Genomic DNA, 22,757 nt, shown 5'->3' with positions numbered 1-22,757 from the left:
AGTCTAGGCGGGCTCGCCGGTCCGGTTCTCCGTCGTGCGCCAGGGGCGGCAGAGGCCCAGGAAGCAGGCCAGGGCCAGGACGGCGCAGCCGAGCTGGACGACCGCCATGGGGACGGCGGTGTGCTCGCCCGCGATGCCGACGAGCGGGGAGGCGACGGCGCCGATGAGGAAGGAGGAGGTGCCGAGGAGGGCGGAGGCGGATCCGGCGGCGTGCGGGGTGCGCATGAGGGCCTGGGCGTTGGTGTTGGGCATGGCCAGGCCCATCGCGGACATCAGGACGAAGAGTCCGGCGGCGATGGGCGCGAGCCCGGGCTCGCCGAGGACGCCGGTGGTCATGAGGGTGAGCGCGAGGCCGGCGAGCAGGATGACGCCGAGGCCGCAGCCGAGTGCCTTGTCGAGGCTGACGCGGCCGACGAGGAGCTTGCCGTTGATCTGGCCGACGGCGACGAGCCCGATCGAGTTGAGGCCGAAGAGCAGGCTGAAGGTCTGCGGGGAGGCGCCGTAGATCTCCTGCACGACGAACGGGGAGGCCGAGATGTACGCGAAGAGGGCGGCGAAGGCGAGTCCGCCGGTCAGCATGTAGCCGGTGAAGACCCGGTCGGCGAGGAGCCCCCGCATGGTGCGCAGGGCCTGTCCGACCCCGCCCTCGTGCCGCCGCTCGGGGGGCAGCGTCTCGTGGAGGAAGCGCCAGACGACGAGGGTGAGCAGGACGCCGATCGCGGTGAGGACGTGGAAGACGCCCCGCCAGTCGGTGAGCCGGAGGATCTGGCCGCCGATGAGCGGGGCGATGATCGGGGCGACGCCGGAGATCAGCATCAGGGTGGAGAAGAAGCGGGCCATCTCGACGCCGTCGTAGAGGTCGCGGACGACGGCGCGGGCGATGACGATGCCGGCGGCTCCGGCGAGGCCCTGCAGGAGCCGGAAGCCGATGAGGAGTTCGGCGCTGGGCGCGAGGGCGCAGACGGCGGTGGCGAGGACGTACACGGCCATGCCGATGAGCAGCGGGCGCCGGCGTCCCCACTTGTCGCTCATGGGGCCGACGACGAGCTGGCCGAGGGCCATGCCGGCGAGGCAGGCGGTGAGGGTGAGCTGCACGGTGGCGGCGGGGGCCCGCAGCGCGCCGGTGACCTCCGGGAGTGCCGGGAGGTACATGTCCATGGAGAGCGGGGGGAGGGCGGTGAGCCCTCCCAGGACGAGGGTGACGAGGATGCCCGTCCGCCGGGCGGCGGTGACGACCGGGGCGGTTTCGGTTATGTGCCCTTGTGTTGTTCTCTGGCCGCTCTCCGGCATCGACTGCTCCATTTCGTTGAATCCTTGTCTATGCTCTCAGCTCGACCGAGTGGTCGAGACCTGTGGGGTGGGGATGGACGCGAACAGGACGGTGCGCTGGGGGATCCTGGCGACGGGCGGCATAGCGGAACGGTTCACCGCGGACCTGCTGACGCTCGACGGCGCCGAGGTCGTCGCCGTGGCGTCCCGCGCGGAGGCGTCGGCGAAGGCCTTCGCGGAGCGGTTCGGGATTCCGCGGGCGTACGGGGAGTGGGCCGGGCTCTTCGCCGACGAGGACGTCGACGTGGTGTACGTGGCGACTCCGCATCACGCGCACCGGGCGGCGGCCGGCCTCGCCCTGGAGGCGGGGAAGGCGGTGCTCTGCGAGAAGGCTCTCACACTCAACGCCCGCGAGGCGGAGGAACTCGTCACGCTCTCCCGGGACCGCGGCCTCTTCCTGATGGAGGCCATGTGGATGTACTGCAACCCGCTGGTCCGGCGGATCGCCGAGCTCGTGCGCGACGGCGCGATCGGCGAGGTCCGCACCGTCCAGGCCGACTTCGGGATCGCGGGCCCCTTCGACGCCGGCCACCGGCTGCGGGATCCGGCGGTGGGCGGCGGGGCGCTGCTCGACCTGGGGGTGTACCCGGTGTCGTTCGCGCAGCTGCTGCTCGGCGAACCGTCCGCGGTCCACGCGCACGCGCGGCTCTCGCCGGAGGGCGTCGACCTCAACACGGGCATGCTGCTGGGCTGGGACTCGGGCGCCTCGGCCCTGCTGTCCTGCTCGCTGGAGGCGGACACCCCGCTGACGGCCTCGGTGACGGGCACGAAGGGGCGGATCGACGTCCCGCGCGGCTTCTTCTTCCCCGAGCGGTTCACGCTGCTGCGCGACGGCGCGGAACCGGAGGAGTACGTGAACGAGGACGACCCCCACTCGCTGCGGCACGAGGCGGCGGAGGTGATGCGCTGTCTGCGCGGCGGCGGGACGGAGTCCCCGCTCGTCCCCCTGGACGGCTCGCTCGCGGTGATGCGGACGCTCGACGCGGTACGGGACCGCATCGGCGTCCGCTACCCCGCCGAACTCGCGGCTACGCGGGCTTGAGGCCCGGGTCGCCGACCTCCGTGACGTAGGAGGCGGCGGTGGTGACGGGGGCGCCCGGCCGGGTCACGTACGGGACCGTGCGGAAGTCGGCGCGGGCGCTCTCCTCGCCGAGCTCGACGGTCACGTAGCCGCGGCGCCCGTTGAAGAACCTCAGGTGCGGGTTGGCCTGCATGAGCCTGTCGTAGTTCGAGGGCCGGTCGGCGCCGTCCTTGCCGCTGGCGACGGACGTGGCGACGATCTCGGTGCCGAGGGTGCGGGAGGCCGGGTCGCGGAAGTCGGCCTTGATGTCGAGCCCGTAGCCGACGTGGACGTCACCGGTGAGCACCATCAGGTTCTCGACGCCGGCGGCCTCGGCGCCCGCCAGGATCCGCTGCCGGGAGGCCGGGTAGCCGTCCCAGGAGTCCATGGACAGCTTGAAGTCGGCGGTGGAGCGGTCGCGGCGCTCGGAGAACACCACCTGCTGCGGCAGCACGTTCCAGCGGGCCCCGGAGGCGCGCCAGCCGTCGAGCAGCCAGCGCTCCTGGGCGGCGCCGGTCAGGGTGCGCGCCGGGTCCTCGGACTCGGGGCCCGGGACCTGCCAGCCGTCCCCGTACGCCTGGTCGGAGCGGTACTGGCGGGTGTCGAGGATGTCGAACTGGGCGAGCCGCCCGAAGCGCAGCCGCCGGTACAGCCTCATGTCGGGGCCCTCGGGCAGCTGGGGGCGGCGCAGGGGCTGGTGCTCCCAGTAGGCGCGGTAGGCGGCGGCGCGCCGGAGCAGGAACTCCTCCGGCGGGACGCCGTTCTCGGGGACGTCGCCCGCGTAGTTGTTCTCGGTCTCGTGGTCGTCCCAGGTGACGACGAAGGGGTGGGCGGCGTGCGCGGCGCGCAGGTCGGGGTCCGACTTGTAGAGCGCGTAGCGGAGCCGGTAGTCCTCCAGGGTGAGCGTCTCGCGGTCGAAGACCGCCGGGAGCGTGCGGTCGGTGTAGGCACGGGCGCCGCCGGTGGCGTTCACGGCGTACTCGTACAGGTAGTCGCCGAGGTGGAAGACGACGTCGACGTCCTCCCGGGCGAGGTGGCCGTAGGCCGTGAAGTACCCGTCGTGGTAGGCCTGGCAGGAGACGGCGGCGAGCTTCAGGGCGGTGTTCCGGGCGCCGGGGGCCGGGGCGGTGCGGGTCCGGCCCACCGGGCTGGTCCATCCGCCGACCCGGAAGCGGTAGAAGAACACGCGGTCGGGGTCGAGGTGCTCGACCTCCACGTGGACGCCGTGCCGGAACTCGGGGTGCGCGATGGCCAGGCCCCGCCGGACGATCCGGGTGAAGCGCTCGTCGCGGGCGAGCTCCCAGTGCACGGAGACCCGGCCGGCGGGCAGCCCGCCGTCGGGCTCGAAGGGGCGGGGAGCGAGCCGCGTCCACAGGAGCACGGAGCCGGGCAGCGGGTCGCCCGAGGCCACGCCCAGGGTGAACGGGTCCTCCGTGACACGCCGGGCGTCCAGCTCGGCGGCGGCCGCGGCACCGGCCGCGGGCAGCTGGGTCGCGAAGGCGAGCGCGGCGGCCGCGCCGGTGACGGTGAGGAACCGGCGGCGCCCGAAGTGGCGCGCGGCGGCGCGGAGTTCCTCGGAATGCTGTACGTGGGTCATGTGTCCCTCCCCAGACGGATGCTGTCCGCCCGTCATTCGAAGGGGAGGGAACGACCTCTCATTGGCGAGTACAGAACATCCACGTGTCGGACGGATGAGTTCATGGGGCACGCGTCTCGCGTACGCTGCGCGCCCATGAGCATCGCAGTGGTGACGGGAGCCGGTTCGGGCATCGGGCGGAGCGTGGCGCTGGCCCTCGCGGCGGCCGGCTGGTCGGTGGCCCTCGCGGGCCGCAGGGCCGAGGCCCTGGAGGAGACGGCGGCGGCCCTCCCGGCGGGCGACTTCCTGTCCGTCCCGACGGACGTGACCTCCGAGGAGGAGGTGACGGCCCTCTTCGCGTCCGTACGGGACCACTGGGGCCGGGTCGACCTGCTCTTCAACAACGCCGGCACGTTCGCGGGCGGCGGCGTCCCCGTCGAGGACCTGGACCCGGCGACCTGGCGCGCGGTCGTCGACGTGAACCTGACGGGCGCGTTCCTCTGCGCCCAGGCGGCCTTCCGGACCATGAAGGAGCAGGACCCGCAGGGCGGCCGGATCATCAACAACGGCTCGATCTCCGCGCACGTGCCGCGCCCGCACTCGATCGCGTACACGGCGACGAAGCACGCGATGACGGGCCTGACGAAGTCCCTGTCCCTCGACGGACGGCCGTACCGGATCGCCTGCGGTCAGCTCGACATCGGCAACGCGGCGACGGAGATGACGGCCCGCATGCAGACCGGCATCCTCCAGGCCAACGGCGAGCTGGCGGTGGAGCCGGTGATGGACGCGGCGGACGTGGCGGCGACGGTGGTCCACATGGCGGGGCTGCCGCTGGAGGCGAACGTGCAGTTCGCGACGGTGATGGCGACGACGATGCCGTACATCGGACGGGGCTGAGACGCCGTACCGCACACCGGCCGGGGGGCGACCCCGTGCCGCACACCGGCCGGGGAGGGTGAGGCGTCGTGCCGCACACCGGCCGGGGGCGGGTCCCGCCCCCGGCCGGCGGGGCGTCAGGCCTGTCCGGTCTCGAACCGGGAGACCTTCCCGCCGTCGACGGTGAAGCGCCACTTGGTGCGCATCTCGCCCCAGGTGTCGTTGCGGTAGCGGGCGACGAGCGCGAGCCCGCCGTCCGCCTCGCTCTCGACGTCCATGTGCCCGCGCGGGGCGAACACCTCCTTGTCGAGCCACTGCCGCACGTCGCGGTCGGAGCCGTCGTCGGACATGGTCGCGCCGGGGGCCAGGGCCTCCAGGAGGGCGGTCTCGTCGTGGGCGTTGAGAGCCGTGACGAAGGCGCGCACGGCCGGGTCGCTGAGCTTGTTCACGGGAATGGTCATGTCCCACCCGTACACCCGCGGGACCTCCCGGCCCGTTCGCCCGGGCCGTGAGGTCCCCCCGACAGCGGTGCCGGAGCGTCAGGACCAGTCGCAGGCCTTGCCGTCGCCGTCCCGGTCGAGGCCGGAGCGGTAGCCGGGCTGGCCCCGGTAGATGGGGGCCTTGCCGGCGGCGCGGACGGCGTCGCAGTTCTTGTAGTAGGCGAGGCCGCCGCCGGATCCGCCGGAATCGGACCCCGAGCCGGAACCCGAGCCGGATCCGGAGCCGTTGCGGTCCGGGTCCGGGTCCGGGTGCAGCCGGGCGTAGTCCTCGCCCGGGCAGGAGAGGCCGGGGCGTGCGAGGGAGAGCCGGACGGACATGTACCGCGGGTCCTCGATGTCCTCGCCCGCCTCCGGGTCCTGGAAGCAGATCCGCCAGTCGTCGTGACCGGCCGCCAGGTCGACGTCCGTGTAGACGCTGTCGCCCCGGATCTCGGTCAGGCCCGCCTTCCGGAGGATCGCGGAGCCGTTCCCGAAGGTCTTGCCGACGACGTTCGGCACCTTGGGGAAGACGACGGCCTCGCCGTCCCGCGCCGGGCAGGGGCTGGCCTTCTCGACGACGGCGAACTCGATCCGCCCCCGCCGCCCTTCCTCGGTCGTGACGGCCTCCCCCGCGGCCGGCTCCTGGAAGCAGACCTTCCAGTTGCTGTCGACGAACTGCATGTGGTCGGCCTCGGTGGCGTCGTGCGAGCGCGTCCGGAACCCGGCCTCGTACGCCGCCTTCGAAGCCGTCTCCAGGTTCTGCCCGGTGTAGTCGGCGACCACCCGCCGCACGAGCGGGGTCGGGGTGGGCGTGGGCGGGGTGTACGGGGTGAAGGACGGGAAGGCGGCGGCCCCCGGCCGGGCGTCGGCCGCCGCGGGCCGGTCCGCCGGCGGGTCACTCGTGCCGACCGCCACGAACCAGACGGCGGACAGGACGGTCGCGAGGACCTTCCTGCCGGGCGACCAACGGGTCCGCCAGGCCAGCACCATGCCGGCCGGCGGCATGAGGAACAGACAGAAGACGACGAACCCGGGCCGTCGCCACCACTGCTCCTCCCGAACCGGACCCTTGTCCAGCGACACGCCCACGCGACCCCGCCCCTCCCTGATGACGTCTCAGCGCCCCACAGGGTATGACCTGCGAATTCGCCGGCCGCGCCCAGGGCCGGACGTTCAGTCCAGGCAGAACTCGTTGCCCTCGGGGTCGGTCATCACGATGTGGCCGCCGCTCATCGGCGGAGCGGGCTCGAAGCGGCGCACCCGCTTCGCCCCGAGGCCGACGAGCCGGTCGCACTCGGCCTCCAGGGCCGCCATGCGCTCGTCCCCCACGAGCCCCGGGGCGGCGCGGACGTCGAGGTGCACCCGGTTCTTGCCGGCCTTGTCCTCCGGCACCCGCTGGAAGAAGACGCGCGGGCCCTGCCCGTCCGGGTCCTCGATGGCGGACCTCGCATCGCGCTCCGCCTCCGGCACGCCGACCTTCGAGAGGAAGTCGTCCCAGGCGGCCAACGGGTCGGCGCCCTCGGGCAGTTCGACCCCGGGCGGGGCGGGGTGGACGTACCCCAGCGCGTCGCGCCAGAAGGAGGACAGCGCGCGGGGGTCGTGGGCGTCGAAGGTGACCTGGAAACGGCGGCTCATTCGGACTGCTCCCTTCACAACGGTTCGAGAGCCGACCGTACCGAAGCCCACTGACAGCCGTCCGGCGGATCACCGGACGGGAACGCCCCGTCCGAATCGCGCCGGCGGTACGGGGGCCGCCCCGGCACCCTGACGTCATGAGCACCCACACCGCCACGGCGTACCGCGCCCTCGCGATCCCCTCCGCGGCCCTCGCCCGGCTGCGCGTCACCGACGACGCCGGCCGCGCCTGCGTGCCCCGCACCGCCACCGACGGCGGCGATCCCCTCCGCTGCTGCCTGCGCCCCTCCGCGCCCGGCGAGCGGATCGCCCTCGTCTCGTACGCGCCCCTGCGCCGCTGGGCCGCCGGGACCGGTGCCGAGCCCGGCGCGTACGACGAGCAGGGCCCCGTCTTCATCCACGCCGAGGACTGCGGCGGCCCCGCGCCCTCGGAGGCATACCCCTTCTCCCGCCCCGGGGCGCTCCGCGTCCTCCGCCGCTACGACGCGGCCGGCCGGATCGTCGGGGGCCGTCTCCTGGAGCTCCCGGAGACCCCCGCCGACGGCTTCGACCGGGCTTTCGCCGAGGCCTTCGCCGACCCGGCGGTGGCCCTGGTGCACGTCCGGGCGGTCGAGTACGGCTGCTTCCACTTCGAGGTCCGGCGCCCCTGACACCGCGGACACGAGAAGGGCCCCCGACCGGGCGGAAACCTGGTCGGGGGCCCTCCCCGCGTGGGCCGACAGACGAGTCGGGCTGTACGCCGGGTTCTGTGCCCCGGGACCTCGCGGTCGTCGGGGCGACGGCCATCCATCTAGGACCGGCGTTGCCGCCGGCCTCGTGCGGTCTACCCGCGGACTCGGGCGAGCAGCCCTCGAACATCCGCGCAGGGACACCGGGGTGTCCCCTCTTGACCTTGCTCCGGGTGGGGTTTACCTAGCCGCCTGAGTCACCTCAGGCGCTGGTGGTCTCTTACACCACCGTTTCACCCTTACCGAGGACCGAGGTCCCCGGCGGTCTGTTTTCTGTGGCACTGTCCCGCGGGTCACCCCGGGTGGCCGTTAGCCACCACCCTGCTCTGTGGAGCCCGGACGTTCCTCGGGAAGATCCGAGGATCTCCACGCGGCCGTCCGCCCGGCTCGTCTGCCGTGCCGACCATGCTACCTGCCGATGCGGAGGAGGTCGGCCCTCTCCCCTCCTCGGGCGACCGCTTGACCTTGTCGCAGCGTCAGGGTTTCTACTGGGCGCATGCGGATCGGCGAGATCGCCGCGCTCGTCGGGGTCACCCCCCGGGCCGTGCGGCACTACCACCAGTCGGGGCTGTTGCCCGAGCCGGAGCGGCGGGCCAACGGGTATCGGGAGTACGGCGTGCGGGACGCCGTGCTGCTCGCCCGGATCCGGCGGCTGACCGAACTGGGGCTGGGGCTCGACGAGGTGCGGGACGTGCTCGCGGACGACGAGGGGCGGGGGCTCGTGGAGGTGCTGGAGGAGCTGGCGGACGACCTGGCCCGGCAGGAGGCGGTGATCAGGGAGCGCCGGGAGCGTCTCGCCCCTCTCCTCGCCGAGGCCCGGGCGGGGCGCCTGCCCGCCGAGGGGCCCGTGTCGCCGGAGCTGGCGACGCTGCTCGCGGGTGTGGACGGGCTGCCCGGCTCCCCGATGGCGGCGAAGGACCGGGAGATCCTGACCCTGCTCGACGTCGTCGTCCCCGACGCGGAGCGGGCCCGGCTGATGGAGCTGATGCGCGGGGCGGCGGGCGGTGCGCGGGAGCTGTACGCGCTCCTCGACGCCCTCGCCGACGTGGCGCCCGACGATCCCCGGGTGGACGAGGCCGCTCGCGCCCTGGCCGCGGTCCTGCCGGACGGGATGGACGTGGAGCTGCCCGAGGAGGGCTCCGGCGGCCTCGCCGACGCCTTCTTCGCGGACCTGGCACCGGCCCAGTCCGCGGCGGTGCGGCGGGCGATCGGGCTGGTGTCGGGGGAACGGGCCGAGGAGGGCGCCGGTTCCGGCGGAAGAAGGGGGTCGGGTCGATGACGGGTGCGCGGGTGCCGGGCGAGGCGGGCGGTCCGGTGACGGAGTCGGGGGCCGGCGGCGCCGGTCGCACGACGGCCGGGGGACGGGCGGGCGGCGTGCACGCGCGGGGCCGGGTGGCGCGGTTGCTGCGCGGGGTCGCGTACGCCGCGCTGCCCGCCGAGCTCGTGCTCTTCGTCTGCCTCCTGGGAGGCGTACGGATGCCCGAGGGCGTGCTGCTCGTCGGGGAGGGGCTCGTCCTGGGGCTGCTCGCCGCCGAGGGCGTCGTCTGGGTGCGGCTGCGGAGGCGGGGGCTCTCCCGGCGGGCCGTCGTGGCCGAGCTGGTGCCCGGGCCCGTGCTGCGGCTCCTGGGGCACGAGCTTCGTCTGATGACGAGCCTGGGGCGCTGGGTCGCGCGGCGGCCGCACGGGGTGGAGGGCGCGGACGGGGTGTTCCCGCACGCCCGGGACCAGGCGGCGCTGATGTACGGCTTCGCGTTCGTGTGCCTGGTCGAGACGGTCGGCGTGTCGTACATGCTGGCCGAGTGGCCCTTCGTCCACGCGGTCGTCCTCGTCCTGGACGTCTACACCGTGCTGTTCGTCCTGGGGCTGCACGCCGCCTCCGTGACGCGCCCGCACACGCTCGCCGGGAACGTCCTGCGGCTGCGGCGGGCCGCGCACGTCGACGTGGCGGTCCCGCTCGACCGGATCTCGGCCGTCCGTCGCGAGCTGTGCTTCTCGCACGAGAAGGCCGAGGGCGAGCTGAACCTCGCCGTCGGTTCCCAGACCTCCGTCACGATCGAGCTGACCGGGCCGGTCGACGCGCCCCGGCTGCTCGGCGCGCCCCGCCCCGTACGGCTGGTCCGGCTGCACGCCGACGACCCCAAGGCCCTGTACGACGCGCTCACGCGGGCGCGAACAGGACCTTCGCCGTCCCCGGGTCCGCTGCCGACAGCCTGACGCGGAGCCACTCTCCCAGGGGGAGCTTCGTCCCGCCTCCCTCGATCCGGGCGACGACCGCCGGGTCCTCCAGATGGACGGTGCCGACGGCCGGTTCGCGTTCCTTCACGTCGATGACGTACGCGTCGAAGATCTCGCCGATCCGTTCCCTCAGGAGGGCCGCCTCGACGATGTCGACGCTCTCGCGTTCGACGGTGTTGGCGCGGCGGGCGCCGGTGGCCATCTCGTCGGGCAGCGCGGGCAGGGCGGCCCGCACCCACTCGGGCGGCTCGTCCCCGGCGACGGCGGCCACGCACAGCTCGCCCGCGTACCGGTCGACGAGGCGGCGCAGCGGGGCGGTGGCGTGGGTGTACTCGTCGGCGACGGCGGCGTGCACGGCCGGGGTGGGGACGTGGCCGTCGGTGAAGACGGTGTAGCCGGCGCCGCGCAGGAGGGTGGTGCACTCCTGGAGGAAGGCGGCGTGGCGCGGGTTCGTGGGGTCGGCGGAGCGGACGACGTCCGCGTACGAGACGTGGTGCGGCCAGTCGACGCCGAGGGCGTGGGCGGAGCGGCGCAGCCGGGCGACGGCGCCGTCGGGGGCGGTGGGGAGGGTGCGCAGGATGCCGGTGCCGGCGGCGGTCATGAGGTCGGCGGCGGCCATGCCGGTGAGGAGGGAGATCTGGGCGTTCCAGCCGTCCGCGGGGAGCGGCGCCCGGTATTCGAGGGTGTAGGTGTGGTCCCGTTCGACGATCTCCTGCTCGGGGACGTTGAGGGAGATGCCGCCGCGTTCGGCTTCGAGCGCCTCGCGGAGCCGGCCGATGTCCCGGAGGAGGGCGAGCGGTTCCTCGGCGGTCCCGTCGTCGATCCGCCGCTGCACGCCCGCGTAGTCGAGTTTGGCGCGGCTGCGGACGAGGGCGCGGCGGACGTCGGTCGCGACCCTCCGCCCCTCGGCGTCGAGGTCGATGCGCCAGAGCAGGGCGGGGCGGGGTTCGCCGGGGAGCAGGCTGGCGGCGCCCTCGGAGAGGACGGCGGGGTGGAGGGGGATCTTGAGGTCGGGGAAGTAGAGGGTGAGGACGCGCCGGTGGGCCTCGGCGTCGATCGCGCCGCCGGGGGTGACGAAGGCGGCGACGTCGGCGATGGCGTAGTGCACCCGGTAGCCGCCGTCGGCCCGGCGGGCCAGGTGCATGGCCTGGTCGAGGTCGGTGGAGGCGGGCGGGTCGATCGTGAAGAACGGCAGGTCGGTGGCGTCGTACGGGGGGAGCCGGGGGTTCTCGGCGGCGGCCTCGGCCTCCGCGAGGACGGCGGGCGGGAAGGCCTCGGGGATCGCGAGCTCGGTACGGAGTGCGCGCAGGGCGGCCCGCAGCGGAGCCTCGGCTGCGCCGGTCACGTGGAGGTGGCGGCGGGGCATGGACCGAGCGTATGAGCTGGGGCGGGGCGCGGCACCTCGTACGGGGCGGGGGCCGGGCCCGGGATCCCGTACGGGGCGGGGCCGGGGCCCCCGTGCGGGGGCGGGGCCGGGGGCGGGACCTCGTACGCTGGACCGTCGGGGCCGCACCCCCATCCCCGTACGGACGAAGGAGAACCACCGTGCTCGTGCTGTTGCCGCCCTCCGAAGGCAAGGCCTCCTCGGGGCGCGGGGCGCCGCTCAAGCCGGAGTCGCTGTCCCTGCCGGGGCTCGCGGAGGCGCGGGCGGCGGTCCTGGACGAGCTGGTCGAGCTGTGCGCCGCCGACGAGGAGAAGGCGCGCGAGGTGCTCGGCCTGAGCGAGGGGCTGCGCGGCGAGGTCGCGAAGAACGCGGAGCTGCGGACGGCGGGCGCGCGTCCGGCCGGGGAGATCTACACGGGCGTGCTGTACGACGCGCTGGGTCTGGCGACCCTGGACGCGCCGGCCCTGGAGCGGGCGGGGAGCTCGCTGCTCGTGTTCTCGGGGCTCTGGGGTGCGGTGAGGGTGACGGACCGGATCCCGTCGTACCGCTGCTCGATGGGGGTGAAGCTGCCCGGGCTCGGGGCGCTCGGCGCGCACTGGCGGGGGGCGATGGTCTCGGTGCTGCCGGAGGCGGCCGGGGACGGCCTCGTCCTCGACCTGCGTTCGTCGGCGTACGCGTCGGCGTGGAAGCCGAAGGGTGAGGTCGCGGCCCGGACGGCGACGGTGCGGGTGCTGCACGCGCCGACCCGGAAGGTGGTCAGCCACTTCAACAAGGCGACGAAGGGCCGGATCGTGCGGAGCCTCCTGGAGGCGGGCGCGGAGCCCGGTTCGCCGGCGGAGCTGGTGGAGGCGCTGCGCGATCTGCGGTACGTCGTGGAGGAGGGCGGCAAGGCGGGGGCGCTCGACGTGCTGGTGGACGAGATCCACTAGCGGGGTCGTTGCACCCTCCGCAACGCTCGTTGCGGGTGACGCTCGCCCTGGGCAGGATGACGCCCATGACGAGCGTGTTCGGCCTTGCCCCGGGGGACCGTGACGTCCCCGTCGTCCCCGTCGTCGTGATCGAGGACGCCGCCGACGCCGTCCCCCTGGCGCGGGCCCTGGTGGCCGGCGGGCTGCCGCTGATCGAGGTCACCCTGCGCACCCCCGCCGCGCTCGACGCCGTCCGCGCGATCGCGGCCGAGGTGCCGGGGGCCGTCGTCGGCGCGGGCACCGTCGTGTCGGCGGCCGGGGTCGCGGACGCGGTGGGCGCGGGGGCGCGGTTCCTGGTCAGCCCGGGGTGGACCGAGCGGCTGCTCGGCGCGATGCGGGACTCCGGCGTGCCGTTCCTGCCGGGGGTCTCGACGGCCTCGGAGGTCGTGGCCCTCATCGAGCGCGGGGTCGAGGACATGAAGTTCTTCCCGGCCGAGGCGGCGGGCGGCGTCCCGTACCTGAAGTCCCTCGCGGGCCCGCTCCCCCGGGCCCGCTTCTGTCCCACGGGCGGCATCTCCCCCGGCTCCGCCCCCGCCTATCTGGCCCTGCCGAACGTCGGCTGCGTCGGCGGCACGTGGATGCTGCCGCCCGCCGCGCTCGCCGCCCGCGACTGGGGGCGCGTGGAGTCCCTCGCGCGCGGGGCGGCGGAGCTGGGGGCGCCGGCGCCGGTCAGTCGGTGAACGTCACGGTGAGGTGGTCGGTGACCGGGCGGTAGCCGAGGCGCCGGTAGAGGGCGTTGCTGGTGGGGTTGGCCAGGTCGGTGAAGAGCAGGACCCGCTCCGTGCCGGCGTCGAGCGCGGCCCGGCTGACCGCCTCGGTGACGCCCGCCGCGTAGCCCCGGCCGCGCTCGGCGGGCTGTGTGTGGACGAGGTGCACGCGGGCCTGGCCCCCGATCGTGCGGGAGACGGCGGCCATCGAGACGGGGCGCCCGTCGGGTCCTTCCCAGAGCCACAGCCGCTCCTCGGAGATCCGCTCGGTGACGAAGCCGGTGTAGTCCTCGGCGGGCTCGTCCCCGATGGCCCTCGCGAACTCCTTGGTCCACTCGGCGACGAGCGGGACGTCGGCCCCGGTGGCGACCCTGGCGCGGCCCTCGGGGGCGGGGTCCGGCGGGGTCAGCTCGCCGAGCCGGAAGAGCCGCATGCGGGCGACCGGTGCCCAGGGGCGGCCGGTGGTCTCCGCGTACGCCTCGACGGCGGCGGTCTCGCCGCGCACCGCGGTGGGCCGCTCACCGCCGGGGAGCCCCTCGGCGGCGAGCGCGCGGGCCGCCTCCTTTGTCATGGCCCCGAGGGAGGGCTCGCCGGGCGGTGACACCACGAGGACGCCGGTGACCCCGCCGTCCGGCTCCGCCCACCAGCCGAGCCGTCCGGCCGTGTCCATGAGCGTGAGCACGGCGGTGTTGCGGACGGGCTCGGCGGCGAGGTGCTCGGCGGCGGCGGCCCGGAAGGCGGCGGCGCTCTCGGTGAAGGACCACGTCATGCGGGTGATGGTGGTACGGGGCCGGGCGCCGGCGCCAGCGGTTTGCGGCTACCTCAGGTGCGAGGTGTCGTTGAGGAGCCGCACGGAGGCGTTGCCGTCGGCGTAGTAGGCCACGGCCGAGATCGAGGCGGCCGACAGCTCCATCCGGAACAGCGACTCCGGCGGGGCGCCGAGCGCGAGCCGGACCAGGGTCTTGATGGGCGTGACGTGGGTGACCAGGAGGACCGTGCGGCCCGCGTACGCGGCGGTCAGGCGGTCCCGGGTCGCGGCGACGCGCCGGGCGACGGTCGCGAAGCTCTCGCCCCCGCCGGTCGGCGCGGCCTTCGGCGAGGCCAGCCAGGCGTCGAGGTCCTCCGGGTACCGCTCCCGGACCTCACCGAACGTCAGGCCCTCCCAGGCGCCGAAGTCGGTCTCCCGCAGGCCCTGCTCGATCCGCACGTCCAGACCGAGCCGGGCGGCGACGGCACCGGCGGTCTGGCGGCAGCGGGCGAGCGGCGAGCTGACGATCTCCTGGACGGTGCCGCGCGCGGCGAGCGCCCCGGCGACGGCCTCGGCCTGCCGCAGCCCGGCCGCCGACAGCTCGGGGTCGCTCCCCCCGCTCCCCGAGAACCGCTTCTCGGGCGTGAGGGCGGTCTCCCCGTGCCGCAGCAGCACGAAGGTCGCGGGCGCGCCCATGTCGGGGGCGGTCCAGCCCTGGCGGGGGGCGGCGGGCGCCCGCGGCTGAGGGGCCGGGGCGGCGACGGGGCCCTGCGCGGTCGGAGCGGCGGCACCGGTCCCGTGCGGTGCGGTCGGCGCGTGGGCGCGCGCCGCGTGGCCCGTCGGGGCCAGGGCGCCCGCCTCGGCCTCGAAGTCGCCGGAGGCCACCGAGGCCGCGACGGCCTCCTCGGCGGCGAACAGGCCGTCGTCCGAACCGGCGAACAGGCCGTCGTCCCGGTCGGCGTCCGGCCCGGCGGGCAGGCCTTCGTCCGAGCCGGCGTCCGGCCCGGTGAACAGGTCTTCGTCCTGGTCGGTGCCCTGGGGCGTCGGGCGCGCCACGGCGCCCGGCCAGGCGCCCGAGCCCGTGCCCGTACCGGCCGTGGATGCCGTCGGCGCGGAAGCGCTCAGCGCCGCGCGCGCCCGTGCCGCGCCCGCCGTCGCGTCGCCGGGCGGACCCGAGGGGGGCGGGGTCGCGGCGTTGCGGGCGGCCGAGGCGTCCAGGCCCGCCGTGGAGGCCGAGGGCTCCCACCGGAGGCCCCGCTTGCCCGCGTCCATCGCCTCGTTCGCGAGCCGGTCCGCGTGCTTGTTCCGCTCGCGCGGGATCCACTCGTAGCGGACGCGGCCCGCCGGGAAGACCCGTCCGGCCTCGGCCGCCAGCGGCTTCATGTCCGGGTGCTTGATCTTCCAGCGGCCGGACATCTGCTCGACGACCAGCTTGGAGTCCATGCGGACGTGGACGAGGGCGTCCGGGAAGAGCTCCCGGGCCGCCTTCAGGCCCGCCACGAGGCCCTTGTACTCGGCGACGTTGTTCGTGGCCACGCCGATGTACTCGGCGGCCTCCGCGAGGGTCTCCCCCGTCGCCGGGTCGAGGACGACCGCGCCGTAACCGGCGGGCCCCGGGTTCCCCCGGGAGCCGCCGTCCGCCTCGACCACGAGTTCGCGCATTACAGGCCGGACTCCGAGGTGCGGACGAGGATGCGGCGGCAGTTCTCGCACCGGACGACCGTGTCGGCGGCGGCGGCGCGGACCTCGTTGAGCTCGGTGATGTTGAGCTCGATGTGGCAGCCCTCGCACTTGCGCTGGTACAGCCGGGCCGCGCCGACGCCGCCCTGCTGCTCGCGCAGCTTCTCGTACAGCTTGATCAGGTCGGCCGGGACGGAGCCCGCGACGAGCTCGCGCTCCTTGGCGACGGAGGCGGCCTCGCCGTCCAGCTCGGCCTGCGCGGCGTCGCGGCGCGCGGTGGCGTCGTCCACCTTGGACTGCACGGCGGCGACCCGCTCGGTCAGCTCGGCGAGGCGCTCCTGGACGGCCTCGCGGCGCTCCATGACCTCGAGGACGATCTCCTCCAGGTCGCCCTGGCGCTTGGCGAGGGAGACGATCTCGCGCTGGAGGTTCTCCAGGTCCTTCGGGGAGGAGACGGCGCCGGAGTCGAGCCGCTGCTGGTCGCGGGCGGCGCGCTGGCGGACCTGGTCGACGTCCTGCTCGGCCTTGGTCTGCTCGCGGCCGCAGTCGCTCTCCTCGGTCTGCGCGGCGACGAGCAGGTCGCGCAGCTGGGTGAGGTCCTTGGTCAGCGCCTCGATCTCGGCGTGCTCGGGCAGCGAGCGGCGCTTGTGGGCGAGCTGCTGGAGGCGGACGTCCAGGGCCTGGACGTCGAGGAGGCGGATCTGGTCGGCGGGCGCGGCGTTCAGTTGGGGGCTCCAGGAGAGGTGTGGTGGGAGGACCAGGGGTCGGTGACCGTCTTCGAGACGTGGACGCGGAGGCCCCAGCCGTGGCGGTCGGAAATCTCGTCGAGCTGTGCGGCGGCCTGCTCGCACCAGGGCCATTCGGTGGCCCAGTGGGCGGCGTCGACCAGGCCCAGCGGAGAGTGCTGGGTGGCCTCGGAGACCGGGTGGTGGCGCAGGTCGGCGGTGAGGAAGGCGTCGACGCCCGCGGCTCGCACGGCGTCGAAGAGGCTGTCGCCGGAGCCGCCGCTGACGGCGACGCGGCGCACGGTCATGGCGGGGTCGCCGGCGACCCGGATGCCCTGCGCGGTGGCGGGCAGCCGCTTCGCCGCGCGGGCGGCGAAGTCGGCGAGGGTCTCGGGGCGGTCGAGCTCGCAGATCCGGCCGAGGTTGTTCTCGGGGACGAGCGGTCCGGTGACCCGGAGGTCGAGCGCGCCGGCGAGGGCGTCGGAGACGCCGGGGTCGGCGGTGTCGGCGTTGGTGTGCGCGACGTGGAGCGCGACGTCCTGCTTGATCAGGGTGTGCACGACGCGGCCCTTGAAGTGGCCGGCCGCGACCGTCGTCGTGCCGCGCAGGTAGAGCGGGTGGTGGGTGACGATCAGGTCGGCGCCGAGGGCGACGGCCTCGTCGGCGATCTCCTGGACGGGGTCGACGGCGAAGAGGACGCGGGTGACCTCGGCGTCGGGGTCGCCGCAGACGGTGCCGACGGCGTCCCACGATTCGGCCCGCTCCGGTGGCCAGAGGGCGTCGAGCTCGGCGATGACTTCAGACAGACGGGGCACGAGGGAAAGGCTACCTGTCCCCCGCGCCCCCTTGCTCTGGCCTGGGTCCCGGCCTGTGGAGGAACTCGTCCGGGCCTACTTGACGAGGTCGGCGCGCAGGTCGTCGAGGACGCTGTTCGCCGCCGTGACGCCGAGCCCGAGGTACCAGGTCTCGTCCGGGACGTCCTTGGCCCGGCCGGCCTTGACGGCCCCGAGGTTCTTCCAGAGCGGGTTGGCCTGGGCGGTGTCCTTCTTGGTGGCCTTGGCGTCGCCGTAGACGCCGGTGAAGATCCAGTCGGCGTCGGCCTCGTCGATCCTCTCGGGGCTGATCTCGGCGGCGAGCTCGTCGATCTGCTGGTTCTTCGGCCGGGGCAGGCCGGCGTCCTCCAGGATCGTGCCGATGAAGGAGGCCCTGGCGTAGAGGCGGATCTTGCCGGGGAGGTAGCGGACCATGGAGACGGTCGGCTTGTTCGGGCCGATGTCCGTCCCCAGCCGCTTCGCCTTGGTCTCGTACGCGGCGAGCTTCGCCTTCGCCTCGGCGGTCCTGTCGAGCGCGGCGGCGTTGAGGAGGTAGTTCTCCTTCCAGGTGAAGCCCGGACGGATGGAGAACACGGTGGGCGCGATCTTCGACAGCTCGTCGTACTTGTCGGCGGCGCGCAGCTGGCTGCCGAGGATGAGGTCGGGCTGGAGGTTGGCGATGGCCTCCAGGTTGAGGTTGCTGATGGTGCCGACGGACTTCGGGGTGCCCGCGTCCTCGGCGAGGTAGCCGGGGATGCCGTCGTCGCCCTCGGAGGGGGCGTAGCCGACGGGCTTGACGCCGAGGGAGACGACGTTGTCGAGCTCGCCGACGTCGAGGACGACGACCCGCTTGGGGGCGGCCTTCAGCTCGGTCTTCCCGAGGGCGTGGGTGAGGGTGCGCGGGAACTGGCCGGGCTTGGCGTCGGTGCCCATGGCCGCGGTCTTGGCGGCGGCGTCGCCGAAGTCCTTGCCGCCGGTGGCGACGTCCTTCTTCTTGGACGCGCCCTCCTTCTCGGCGGGGCCGGAGGACCCGTCGCCGCCTCCGCAGGCCGCGAGCGAGAGTGCGGCGGCGAGGGCGACGACGACGGCGGTGCCGCGGCGGCGGAGGGACATGAGAAGGCTCCTGTACGGGTCGTCCTGGCGGGGACACGGGCTCGTCCTGACGGAGGCACAAGCTCCGCTTAGGTTCGCCTTACCTTACTCACCACGGGTCACTCCAGCACAACCGCCCCCGCAGCCTCGGCCGAACCGCCGCAGGGCCACCCTTATGTGTGAAGTGACCCTGCTCGTGTTGTTCGGCTGGAAGTGCGAAAACTAGCTTCGTGGCCGGAGGTGACGAGTCGATGACAGCGTGTGCCATCGAGACCACGGCCGAGGACGACGACCGCGACCCCGGTGCGGCCTGGCCGGCGCGGTTCACGATCACGGCCAACGGCGCGTACGCGGCCAGGCTCGCGGGCGAGGGCGACGCCCTGTACGTGGAGAGGTGGACCCTCGACGGCCCCGAGCCGTACGCCGTGCCGCTCCCCCTCGGCCAGCCGGAGGAGCCCGGCACCCGGCTGCTGCCCCTCGCGGACGGCCGGGTCCTCGTCGCCCGCCGCGTCGACGGGCGGCGGAACACGTTCTCGCTGCTGTACCCCACCGGCCCGGACACCGGCGAGCTCCGGCTCGGCTCGGTGGAGGCGCCCGGCTCCGAGCGGCTGGTGCTGCTCCCGCCCTCGCCGGACGGCATCTGCGCGTACGCGATGTGCGTCGGTCCCGACACGACGACGCTGTGGCTGGTGGCGGGCGGGGCCTTCGGTCCGGAGCAGGTGGCGGAGGTCGAGGGCCGCTGCACGGGCGGGGTGTGGCTCGACCGCACGGGCCGGATGCTCGCGCTCGACCGGCGGCTCGACGGCGGCCCGGTGAAGGCGGTCGCCGTCGACCTGGAGCGGGGCGGGGAGGTGACGCCGCTGCTCCAGATCACCGAGGAGAGCGACGACCGGCTGCTGCTCGCCGACCCGGACAGCGGACTGCTCCTGATCCGCTCCGACGCGCCGGGGCACGACCGGCTCGGCTGGGGCGTGCTCGGCAGCCTGCTGCCGGTGCGCTTCCCCGAGTGCCTGCGGCTCGACGACGCGGCCGTGACGCCGTTCGCCGTGCAGCCGGGGCAGGTGCTGATGCCGGAGAGCTGCGCGGTGGCGCTGCGGATCGACGCGGCGGGCGGCAGCTGGGTGGGCGTCTGGCAGCCCTCGTCCCGCCGGATGGTCCAACTGGCCGCGCCCCAGGGCTGGCTCGCCGGGGCGGGCCTGTGGACGGCCGAGGGCGTGCTGCGGCTGCCGTACGCGACGGCCGGGGCGCCGTGCGGGCTCGCCGGTCTGGAGATGCCGCCGGAGCCGGAGCCCGAGCCCGAGCCGGTGGTCGTCGAGGAGCCCCGGGTGTGCCGTCCGGTGCCTTTGCAGCAGGCTCCCCTGACGGACCGCGGACCGGCTCGTTAGACTCACGGCCGCACAGCAAGAGCAAGACGTACGGGGTGAGTTCCAGCATGTCCGAAGCAAGCACGCAGGGTACGGAGTCGCACGGCTCCGGAAAGCACCGCGGTCAGGCGTCCCCGGCGGAGGACTCCACGTCCTCGCCGCACGGCCGGCACCGCCGCGAGGGCGACGCCCACGCGCACTGACGGAGGAGGCGAAGGGCCCCGGGGGTGACCCCGGGGCCCTTCGCCCTTCCCCACCGCCACCCTCGTGGCTCAGCCCTTCTTCAGACCCAGCACCTCCGTCGCCGCGAAGGTCTCGCCCGCCGGGCGGGACGCGTAGTGCGGGGTCAGGAGGGAGTCCAGCTCCTCGTACGTGAACGCCTCCTTGGCCGTGTCGAACTTGGCCGAGACCTTCGGCCGGTCCACGACCGCCACCATCCCGCCGTGCACGACGAGCAGCTGCCCGTTGACCCCGGCCGCCGCCGGGGACGCCAGATAGCCGACGAGCGGGGCCACGTGGTCCGGGGACAGCGGGTCGAGCTCGCCCTCCCCCGGCTCCCCGAAGCCCGCGAAGACGTCCTCCGTCATCCGCGTCCTGGCCCGCGGGCAGATCGCGTTGGCCGTCACGCCGTACCGGGCGAGCGCGAGCGCCGACGAGGTGGTCAGGCCCACGATGCCGCCCTTGGCCGCCGCGTAGTTGGGCTGGCCGGCCGAGCCCGCGAGGAAGGCCTCCGAGGAGGTGTTGACGATGCGGCCGTAGACGCCGGCCTCGCCCGCCTTGGCGCGGCCGCGCCAGTGGACCGCCGCGAAGTGGGTGGTGTTGAAGTGGCCCTTGAGGTGGACCCGTATCACCGAGTCCCACTCGTCCTCGCTCATCGAGAAGACCATCCGGTCGCGCAGGATGCCCGCGTTGTTGACCAGGACGTCCAGCTTCCCGAACTCGGCCACCGCCAGGTCGACCAGGCCCCGTGCCGTCTCGAAGTCGGAGACGTCGCCGAGGTGGGCGACCGCCCGGCCGCCCGCCGCGCGGATCTCCGCCGCGACCTCCTCGGCGGGCGCGGCGGAGGACTCGCCCGAGCCGTCGCGGCCGGGCTGCCCGTAGTCGTTGACGACGACGGCGGCGCCGAGCCGGGCCAGTTCCAGGGCCTCGGCGCGGCCGAGTCCGCGCCCGGCGCCGGTGACGATCGCGCTCAGCCCCTCAAGAGGCAGTGACATGACCGGAGTCCTCTCAGATCTCGATGCAGGTGCGGAGGGCCGCGCCGGTCCGCATCTGCTCCAGGGCCTCGTTGACGCCCGCCAGCGGCACCCGGTGGGTGATCAGCGACTCCAGGTCGATGCGGCCGGCCCGCCAGAGCGCGATGGCGCGCTCGTACGAGCGGAGCACGTCCCCGCCCCCGTACATCGAGGGCAGGATCCGCTTCTCGTCGAAGAACAGCTCGAACATGTTGAGCTGGAGGAAGTCGTCGAGGGCGCCCGCGCCGACGACGCAGAGGGTGCCGCCGCGCCGGGTCGTCTCGTACGCGGTGCGGGCGGTGGCGGACTTGCCGACGACCTCGAAGACGTAGTCGAAGCCCTCGCCGCCGGTGATCCGCTGCCGGGCGTCGGCGAGCGCCTCGGGGGCGACCGCCTCGGTGGCGCCGAACCCCAGCGCGGCCTCGCGCCGCGACTCGACGGGGTCGACGGCGACGATCTGGGCGGCGCCCTGGAGCTTGGCGCCCTGGATCGCGGAGATGCCGACGCCGCCGCAGCCGATGACGGCGACCGACGAACCGGCCTCCACCTCGGCGGTGTTGATGGCGGCGCCGAGGCCGGTGGTGACGCCGCAGCCGATGAGGGCGGCGATGTCGAAGGGCACGTCGTCGGGGATCGGGACGGCGCAGCCCGCGTCGACGACGACCTCCTCGGTGAAGGTGCCGGTGCCGGCGAAGCCGAAGACGTCACCGCCGGGGCGCTTGAAGTTGGGCGTGCCGGCGTTCATGAAGCCGGCCAGGCACAGCTGGGTCTGGCCGCGCCTGCAGGCGGGACAGCTGCCGCAGGCGGGCAGCCAGCAGAGCAGGACCCGCTGCCCCTGGGCGAGCCCGGTGACGCCGTCGCCGACGTCGAGGATCTCGCCGGCGCCCTCGTGGCCGGGAACGAAGGGGGCGGGCTGCGGGAGGACGCCGCTCATCGCGGAGACGTCGGAGTGGCACAGGCCGGTGGCCCTCACCCGGATCCGCACCTTGCCCGGGCCGAAGCCCACCGCCTCGACGTCGTCGAGGACCTCGAGTTTTTCCTGGCCGATCTCGTGCAGTACGGCTGCGCGCATGGTGCGGCTCCAATCGGGCGATCAGGAGTGTTCGACGAGGGTGTCGGCGAGGACCGGGGCGTCGTCGCGCTCCACGGCCGTCACCGCCACCTGGACGCGGCCGTCGCCGGCCCACATCCGGATGCGCAGGGTCTCGCCGGGGAAGACGATCCCGGCGAAGCGCGTGCGGTACGAGCGGACCCGGGTGACGTCTCCGCCGAGCAGCGTGTCCACGACCGCCTTGAGGGTCATGCCGTACGAGCAGAGGCCGTGCAGGATCGGCCGGTCGAAACCGGCGAGCTTGGCGAACTCGGGGTCGGCGTGGAGCGGGTTCCAGTCCCCGGAGAGCCGGTAGAGCAGGGCCTGTTCCTCGCGGATCGGCCGCTCGACGCCGGCGTCGGGGGCGCGGTCCGGGAGCGGGAGGCGCTCGGAGGGGCCCCGGTCGCCGCCCCAGCCGCCCTCGCCGCGGACGAAGATCGAGGCGTCGCTGGTCCAGAGCGGCCCGTCCTCGTCGGCGGCCTCGGAGCGCAGGACGAGGACGGCGGCCTTGCCCTTGTCGTACACGGCGGCGACGCGGGAGGTGGAGACCGCCCGGCCGCCGGTGGGGAGGGGGCGGTGGAGGGTGATCGACTGGCCGCCGTGCAGGACGGCGGCGAGGTCGATGTCGATGCCGGGGGCGGAGAGCCCGCCGACGACGCCCATGCCGGCGCCCGCGACGGTGGCGAAGCTGGGCAGGACGTGGAGCCGGGACTCCAGGGTGTAGCGGAGCTCGTCGGGGTCGGTCGCGGGGACGCCCGCTCCGAGACCCAGGTGGTAGAGCTGGACGTCCTTGTGGTCCCAGGAGATCTCGGCGCTGCGGGGTTCGGCGGCGACGGCCTTGGCGGGGTCGATGGGCATCGGGCTGCTGCTCCTCGTTCCATGGAAGACCTCGGCGCGGCCGTCCGCACCGTCGGCCGCACCGAGGCCGTGCGGGGACCGTCCCGTACGCGCCCGTTCTAGAACGCGTTCTAGGTCGGTGGACCCCATGTATAGCCGAGGCCGAGGGAGTTGTGAACCCTCCTGACGGCATGTCA

Annotated in this window: 23 protein-coding genes and 1 other RNA gene; 9 read left to right on the top strand and 15 right to left on the bottom strand. The window is 74.4% G+C overall.

Annotation, left to right across the window (positions count from 1 at the left end):
• Positions 1–3: 3 nt before the first annotated feature.
• Positions 4–1,290 (bottom strand): Bcr/CflA family multidrug efflux MFS transporter, encoded by a 1,287-nt coding sequence (locus tag ACFYUZ_RS02220; protein WP_389306255.1) that lies wholly within the window; start codon positions 1,288–1,290, stop codon positions 4–6.
• A gap of 73 nt (positions 1,291–1,363) precedes the next feature.
• Between ACFYUZ_RS02220 and ACFYUZ_RS02215 the strand changes: the two genes are divergently transcribed.
• Entirely contained in the window at positions 1,364–2,371 is a 1,008-nt protein-coding gene (locus ACFYUZ_RS02215) for a Gfo/Idh/MocA family protein (protein ID WP_389305484.1), read from the top strand.
• Here ACFYUZ_RS02215 and ACFYUZ_RS02210 read toward each other — a convergent pair.
• Positions 2,358–3,986 (bottom strand): alkaline phosphatase D family protein, encoded by a 1,629-nt coding sequence (locus ACFYUZ_RS02210; protein WP_389305482.1) that lies wholly within the window; start codon positions 3,984–3,986, stop codon positions 2,358–2,360. The two genes, ACFYUZ_RS02215 and ACFYUZ_RS02210, sit on opposite strands and share 14 nt — an antisense overlap.
• 102 nt (positions 3,987–4,088) lie before the next feature.
• On the opposite strand from ACFYUZ_RS02210, the gene ACFYUZ_RS02205 reads away from it, so the two are divergent.
• The gene (locus ACFYUZ_RS02205; RefSeq protein ID WP_389305480.1) at positions 4,089–4,865 is read left to right on the top strand and encodes an SDR family oxidoreductase; all 777 of its coding nucleotides are present in this window, start codon (positions 4,089–4,091) and stop codon (positions 4,863–4,865) included.
• Positions 4,866–4,981: 116 nt separating this feature from the next.
• On the opposite strand, the gene ACFYUZ_RS02200 is transcribed toward ACFYUZ_RS02205, so the two are convergent.
• The 3 genes from ACFYUZ_RS02200 to ACFYUZ_RS02190 form a co-directional block, all read right to left on the bottom strand.
• Positions 4,982–5,305 carry a nuclear transport factor 2 family protein gene (locus tag ACFYUZ_RS02200; protein ID WP_389305478.1) on the bottom strand — a complete coding sequence of 108 codons (324 nt, stop codon included), beginning with the start codon at positions 5,303–5,305 and terminating at the stop codon, positions 4,982–4,984.
• Between the two features lie 78 nt (positions 5,306–5,383).
• Entirely contained in the window at positions 5,384–6,412 is a 1,029-nt protein-coding gene (locus ACFYUZ_RS02195) for an excalibur calcium-binding domain-containing protein (protein WP_389305476.1), read from the bottom strand.
• 84 nt (positions 6,413–6,496) lie between these two features.
• Entirely contained in the window at positions 6,497–6,958 is a 462-nt protein-coding gene (locus ACFYUZ_RS02190; RefSeq protein ID WP_389305474.1) for a VOC family protein, read from the bottom strand.
• Between the two features lie 137 nt (positions 6,959–7,095).
• On the opposite strand from ACFYUZ_RS02190, the gene ACFYUZ_RS02185 reads away from it, so the two are divergent.
• Positions 7,096–7,608: a DUF1203 domain-containing protein gene (locus ACFYUZ_RS02185; RefSeq protein WP_389305470.1), complete on the top strand. Its 513-nt coding sequence runs from the start codon at positions 7,096–7,098 to the stop codon at positions 7,606–7,608.
• A gap of 69 nt (positions 7,609–7,677) precedes the next feature.
• On the opposite strand, the gene rnpB is transcribed toward ACFYUZ_RS02185, so the two are convergent.
• An RNA gene (rnpB, locus tag ACFYUZ_RS02180) (RNase P RNA component class A) lies at positions 7,678–8,076 on the bottom strand.
• A gap of 106 nt (positions 8,077–8,182) precedes the next feature.
• On the opposite strand from rnpB, the gene ACFYUZ_RS02175 reads away from it, so the two are divergent.
• Together ACFYUZ_RS02175 and ACFYUZ_RS02170 are read left to right on the top strand one after the other, a co-directional pair.
• The gene (locus ACFYUZ_RS02175; protein ID WP_389305468.1) at positions 8,183–8,965 is read left to right on the top strand and encodes a MerR family transcriptional regulator; all 783 of its coding nucleotides are present in this window, start codon (positions 8,183–8,185) and stop codon (positions 8,963–8,965) included.
• Entirely contained in the window at positions 8,962–9,900 is a 939-nt protein-coding gene (locus tag ACFYUZ_RS02170; protein WP_389305466.1) for a hypothetical protein, read from the top strand. Before ACFYUZ_RS02175 ends, ACFYUZ_RS02170 begins: the two co-directional genes overlap by 4 nt.
• On the opposite strand, the gene ACFYUZ_RS02165 is transcribed toward ACFYUZ_RS02170, so the two are convergent.
• Entirely contained in the window at positions 9,845–11,287 is a 1,443-nt protein-coding gene (locus ACFYUZ_RS02165) for an RNB domain-containing ribonuclease (RefSeq protein WP_389305464.1), read from the bottom strand. The genes ACFYUZ_RS02170 and ACFYUZ_RS02165 overlap by 56 nt on opposite strands.
• A 179-nt stretch (positions 11,288–11,466) precedes the next feature.
• Between ACFYUZ_RS02165 and yaaA the strand changes: the two genes are divergently transcribed.
• Together yaaA and eda are read left to right on the top strand one after the other, a co-directional pair.
• Positions 11,467–12,234: a peroxide stress protein YaaA gene (yaaA, locus tag ACFYUZ_RS02160; RefSeq protein WP_389305462.1), complete on the top strand. Its 768-nt coding sequence runs from the start codon at positions 11,467–11,469 to the stop codon at positions 12,232–12,234.
• A 65-nt stretch (positions 12,235–12,299) separates the two neighbouring features.
• Positions 12,300–12,953, top strand: a complete 654-nt coding sequence (gene eda, locus ACFYUZ_RS02155; RefSeq protein WP_389305460.1) for a bifunctional 4-hydroxy-2-oxoglutarate aldolase/2-dehydro-3-deoxy-phosphogluconate aldolase — start codon at positions 12,300–12,302, stop codon at positions 12,951–12,953.
• On the opposite strand, the gene ACFYUZ_RS02150 is transcribed toward eda, so the two are convergent.
• The 5 genes from ACFYUZ_RS02150 to ACFYUZ_RS02130 all read right to left on the bottom strand — a co-directional run bounded on the left by ACFYUZ_RS02150 (position 12,943) and on the right by ACFYUZ_RS02130 (position 18,058).
• Positions 12,943–13,749 (bottom strand): GNAT family N-acetyltransferase, encoded by an 807-nt coding sequence (locus ACFYUZ_RS02150; RefSeq protein ID WP_389305458.1) that lies wholly within the window; start codon positions 13,747–13,749, stop codon positions 12,943–12,945. The genes eda and ACFYUZ_RS02150 overlap by 11 nt on opposite strands.
• A gap of 48 nt (positions 13,750–13,797) precedes the next feature.
• Positions 13,798–15,390: a bifunctional RNase H/acid phosphatase gene (locus ACFYUZ_RS02145; RefSeq protein ID WP_389305456.1), complete on the bottom strand. Its 1,593-nt coding sequence runs from the start codon at positions 15,388–15,390 to the stop codon at positions 13,798–13,800.
• On the bottom strand, positions 15,390–16,133 hold the full coding sequence (locus ACFYUZ_RS02140) for a zinc ribbon domain-containing protein (protein ID WP_389306254.1): 744 nt from the start codon (positions 16,131–16,133) through the stop codon (positions 15,390–15,392). The genes ACFYUZ_RS02145 and ACFYUZ_RS02140 overlap by 1 nt, the downstream gene beginning before the upstream one ends.
• The gene (locus tag ACFYUZ_RS02135; protein WP_389305454.1) at positions 16,130–16,948 is read right to left on the bottom strand and encodes a Nif3-like dinuclear metal center hexameric protein; all 819 of its coding nucleotides are present in this window, start codon (positions 16,946–16,948) and stop codon (positions 16,130–16,132) included. Before ACFYUZ_RS02135 ends, ACFYUZ_RS02140 begins: the two co-directional genes overlap by 4 nt.
• A 75-nt stretch (positions 16,949–17,023) precedes the next feature.
• The gene (locus tag ACFYUZ_RS02130) at positions 17,024–18,058 is read right to left on the bottom strand and encodes an ABC transporter substrate-binding protein (protein WP_389305452.1); all 1,035 of its coding nucleotides are present in this window, start codon (positions 18,056–18,058) and stop codon (positions 17,024–17,026) included.
• Between the two features lie 230 nt (positions 18,059–18,288).
• On the opposite strand from ACFYUZ_RS02130, the gene ACFYUZ_RS02125 reads away from it, so the two are divergent.
• Together ACFYUZ_RS02125 and ACFYUZ_RS02120 are read left to right on the top strand one after the other, a co-directional pair.
• Positions 18,289–19,422: a hypothetical protein gene (locus ACFYUZ_RS02125; RefSeq protein WP_389305450.1), complete on the top strand. Its 1,134-nt coding sequence runs from the start codon at positions 18,289–18,291 to the stop codon at positions 19,420–19,422.
• Positions 19,423–19,469: 47 nt separating this feature from the next.
• Positions 19,470–19,604, top strand: coding sequence for a hypothetical protein (locus tag ACFYUZ_RS02120; RefSeq protein ID WP_263986620.1), 135 nt, complete (start codon positions 19,470–19,472; stop codon positions 19,602–19,604).
• A gap of 69 nt (positions 19,605–19,673) precedes the next feature.
• Here ACFYUZ_RS02120 and ACFYUZ_RS02115 read toward each other — a convergent pair whose 3' ends face one another.
• From ACFYUZ_RS02115 to ACFYUZ_RS02105, 3 genes are read right to left on the bottom strand one after another with little or no spacing between them, the layout of a single operon-like run.
• Positions 19,674–20,615, bottom strand: coding sequence for a 3-oxoacyl-ACP reductase (locus tag ACFYUZ_RS02115; RefSeq protein WP_389305448.1), 942 nt, complete (start codon positions 20,613–20,615; stop codon positions 19,674–19,676).
• 13 nt (positions 20,616–20,628) lie between these two features.
• Positions 20,629–21,705 carry a Zn-dependent alcohol dehydrogenase gene (locus ACFYUZ_RS02110; protein ID WP_389305447.1) on the bottom strand — a complete coding sequence of 359 codons (1,077 nt, stop codon included), beginning with the start codon at positions 21,703–21,705 and terminating at the stop codon, positions 20,629–20,631.
• 21 nt (positions 21,706–21,726) lie between these two features.
• Positions 21,727–22,581 (bottom strand): MaoC/PaaZ C-terminal domain-containing protein, encoded by an 855-nt coding sequence (locus ACFYUZ_RS02105; RefSeq protein ID WP_389305445.1) that lies wholly within the window; start codon positions 22,579–22,581, stop codon positions 21,727–21,729.
• Positions 22,582–22,757: the final 176 nt, after the last annotated feature.

Source organism: Streptomyces sp. NPDC004266, from assembly GCF_042874095.1.
GTDB lineage: Bacteria > Actinomycetota > Actinomycetes > Streptomycetales > Streptomycetaceae > Streptomyces.
This window is presented reverse-complemented; position numbering and strand designations above follow the sequence as displayed.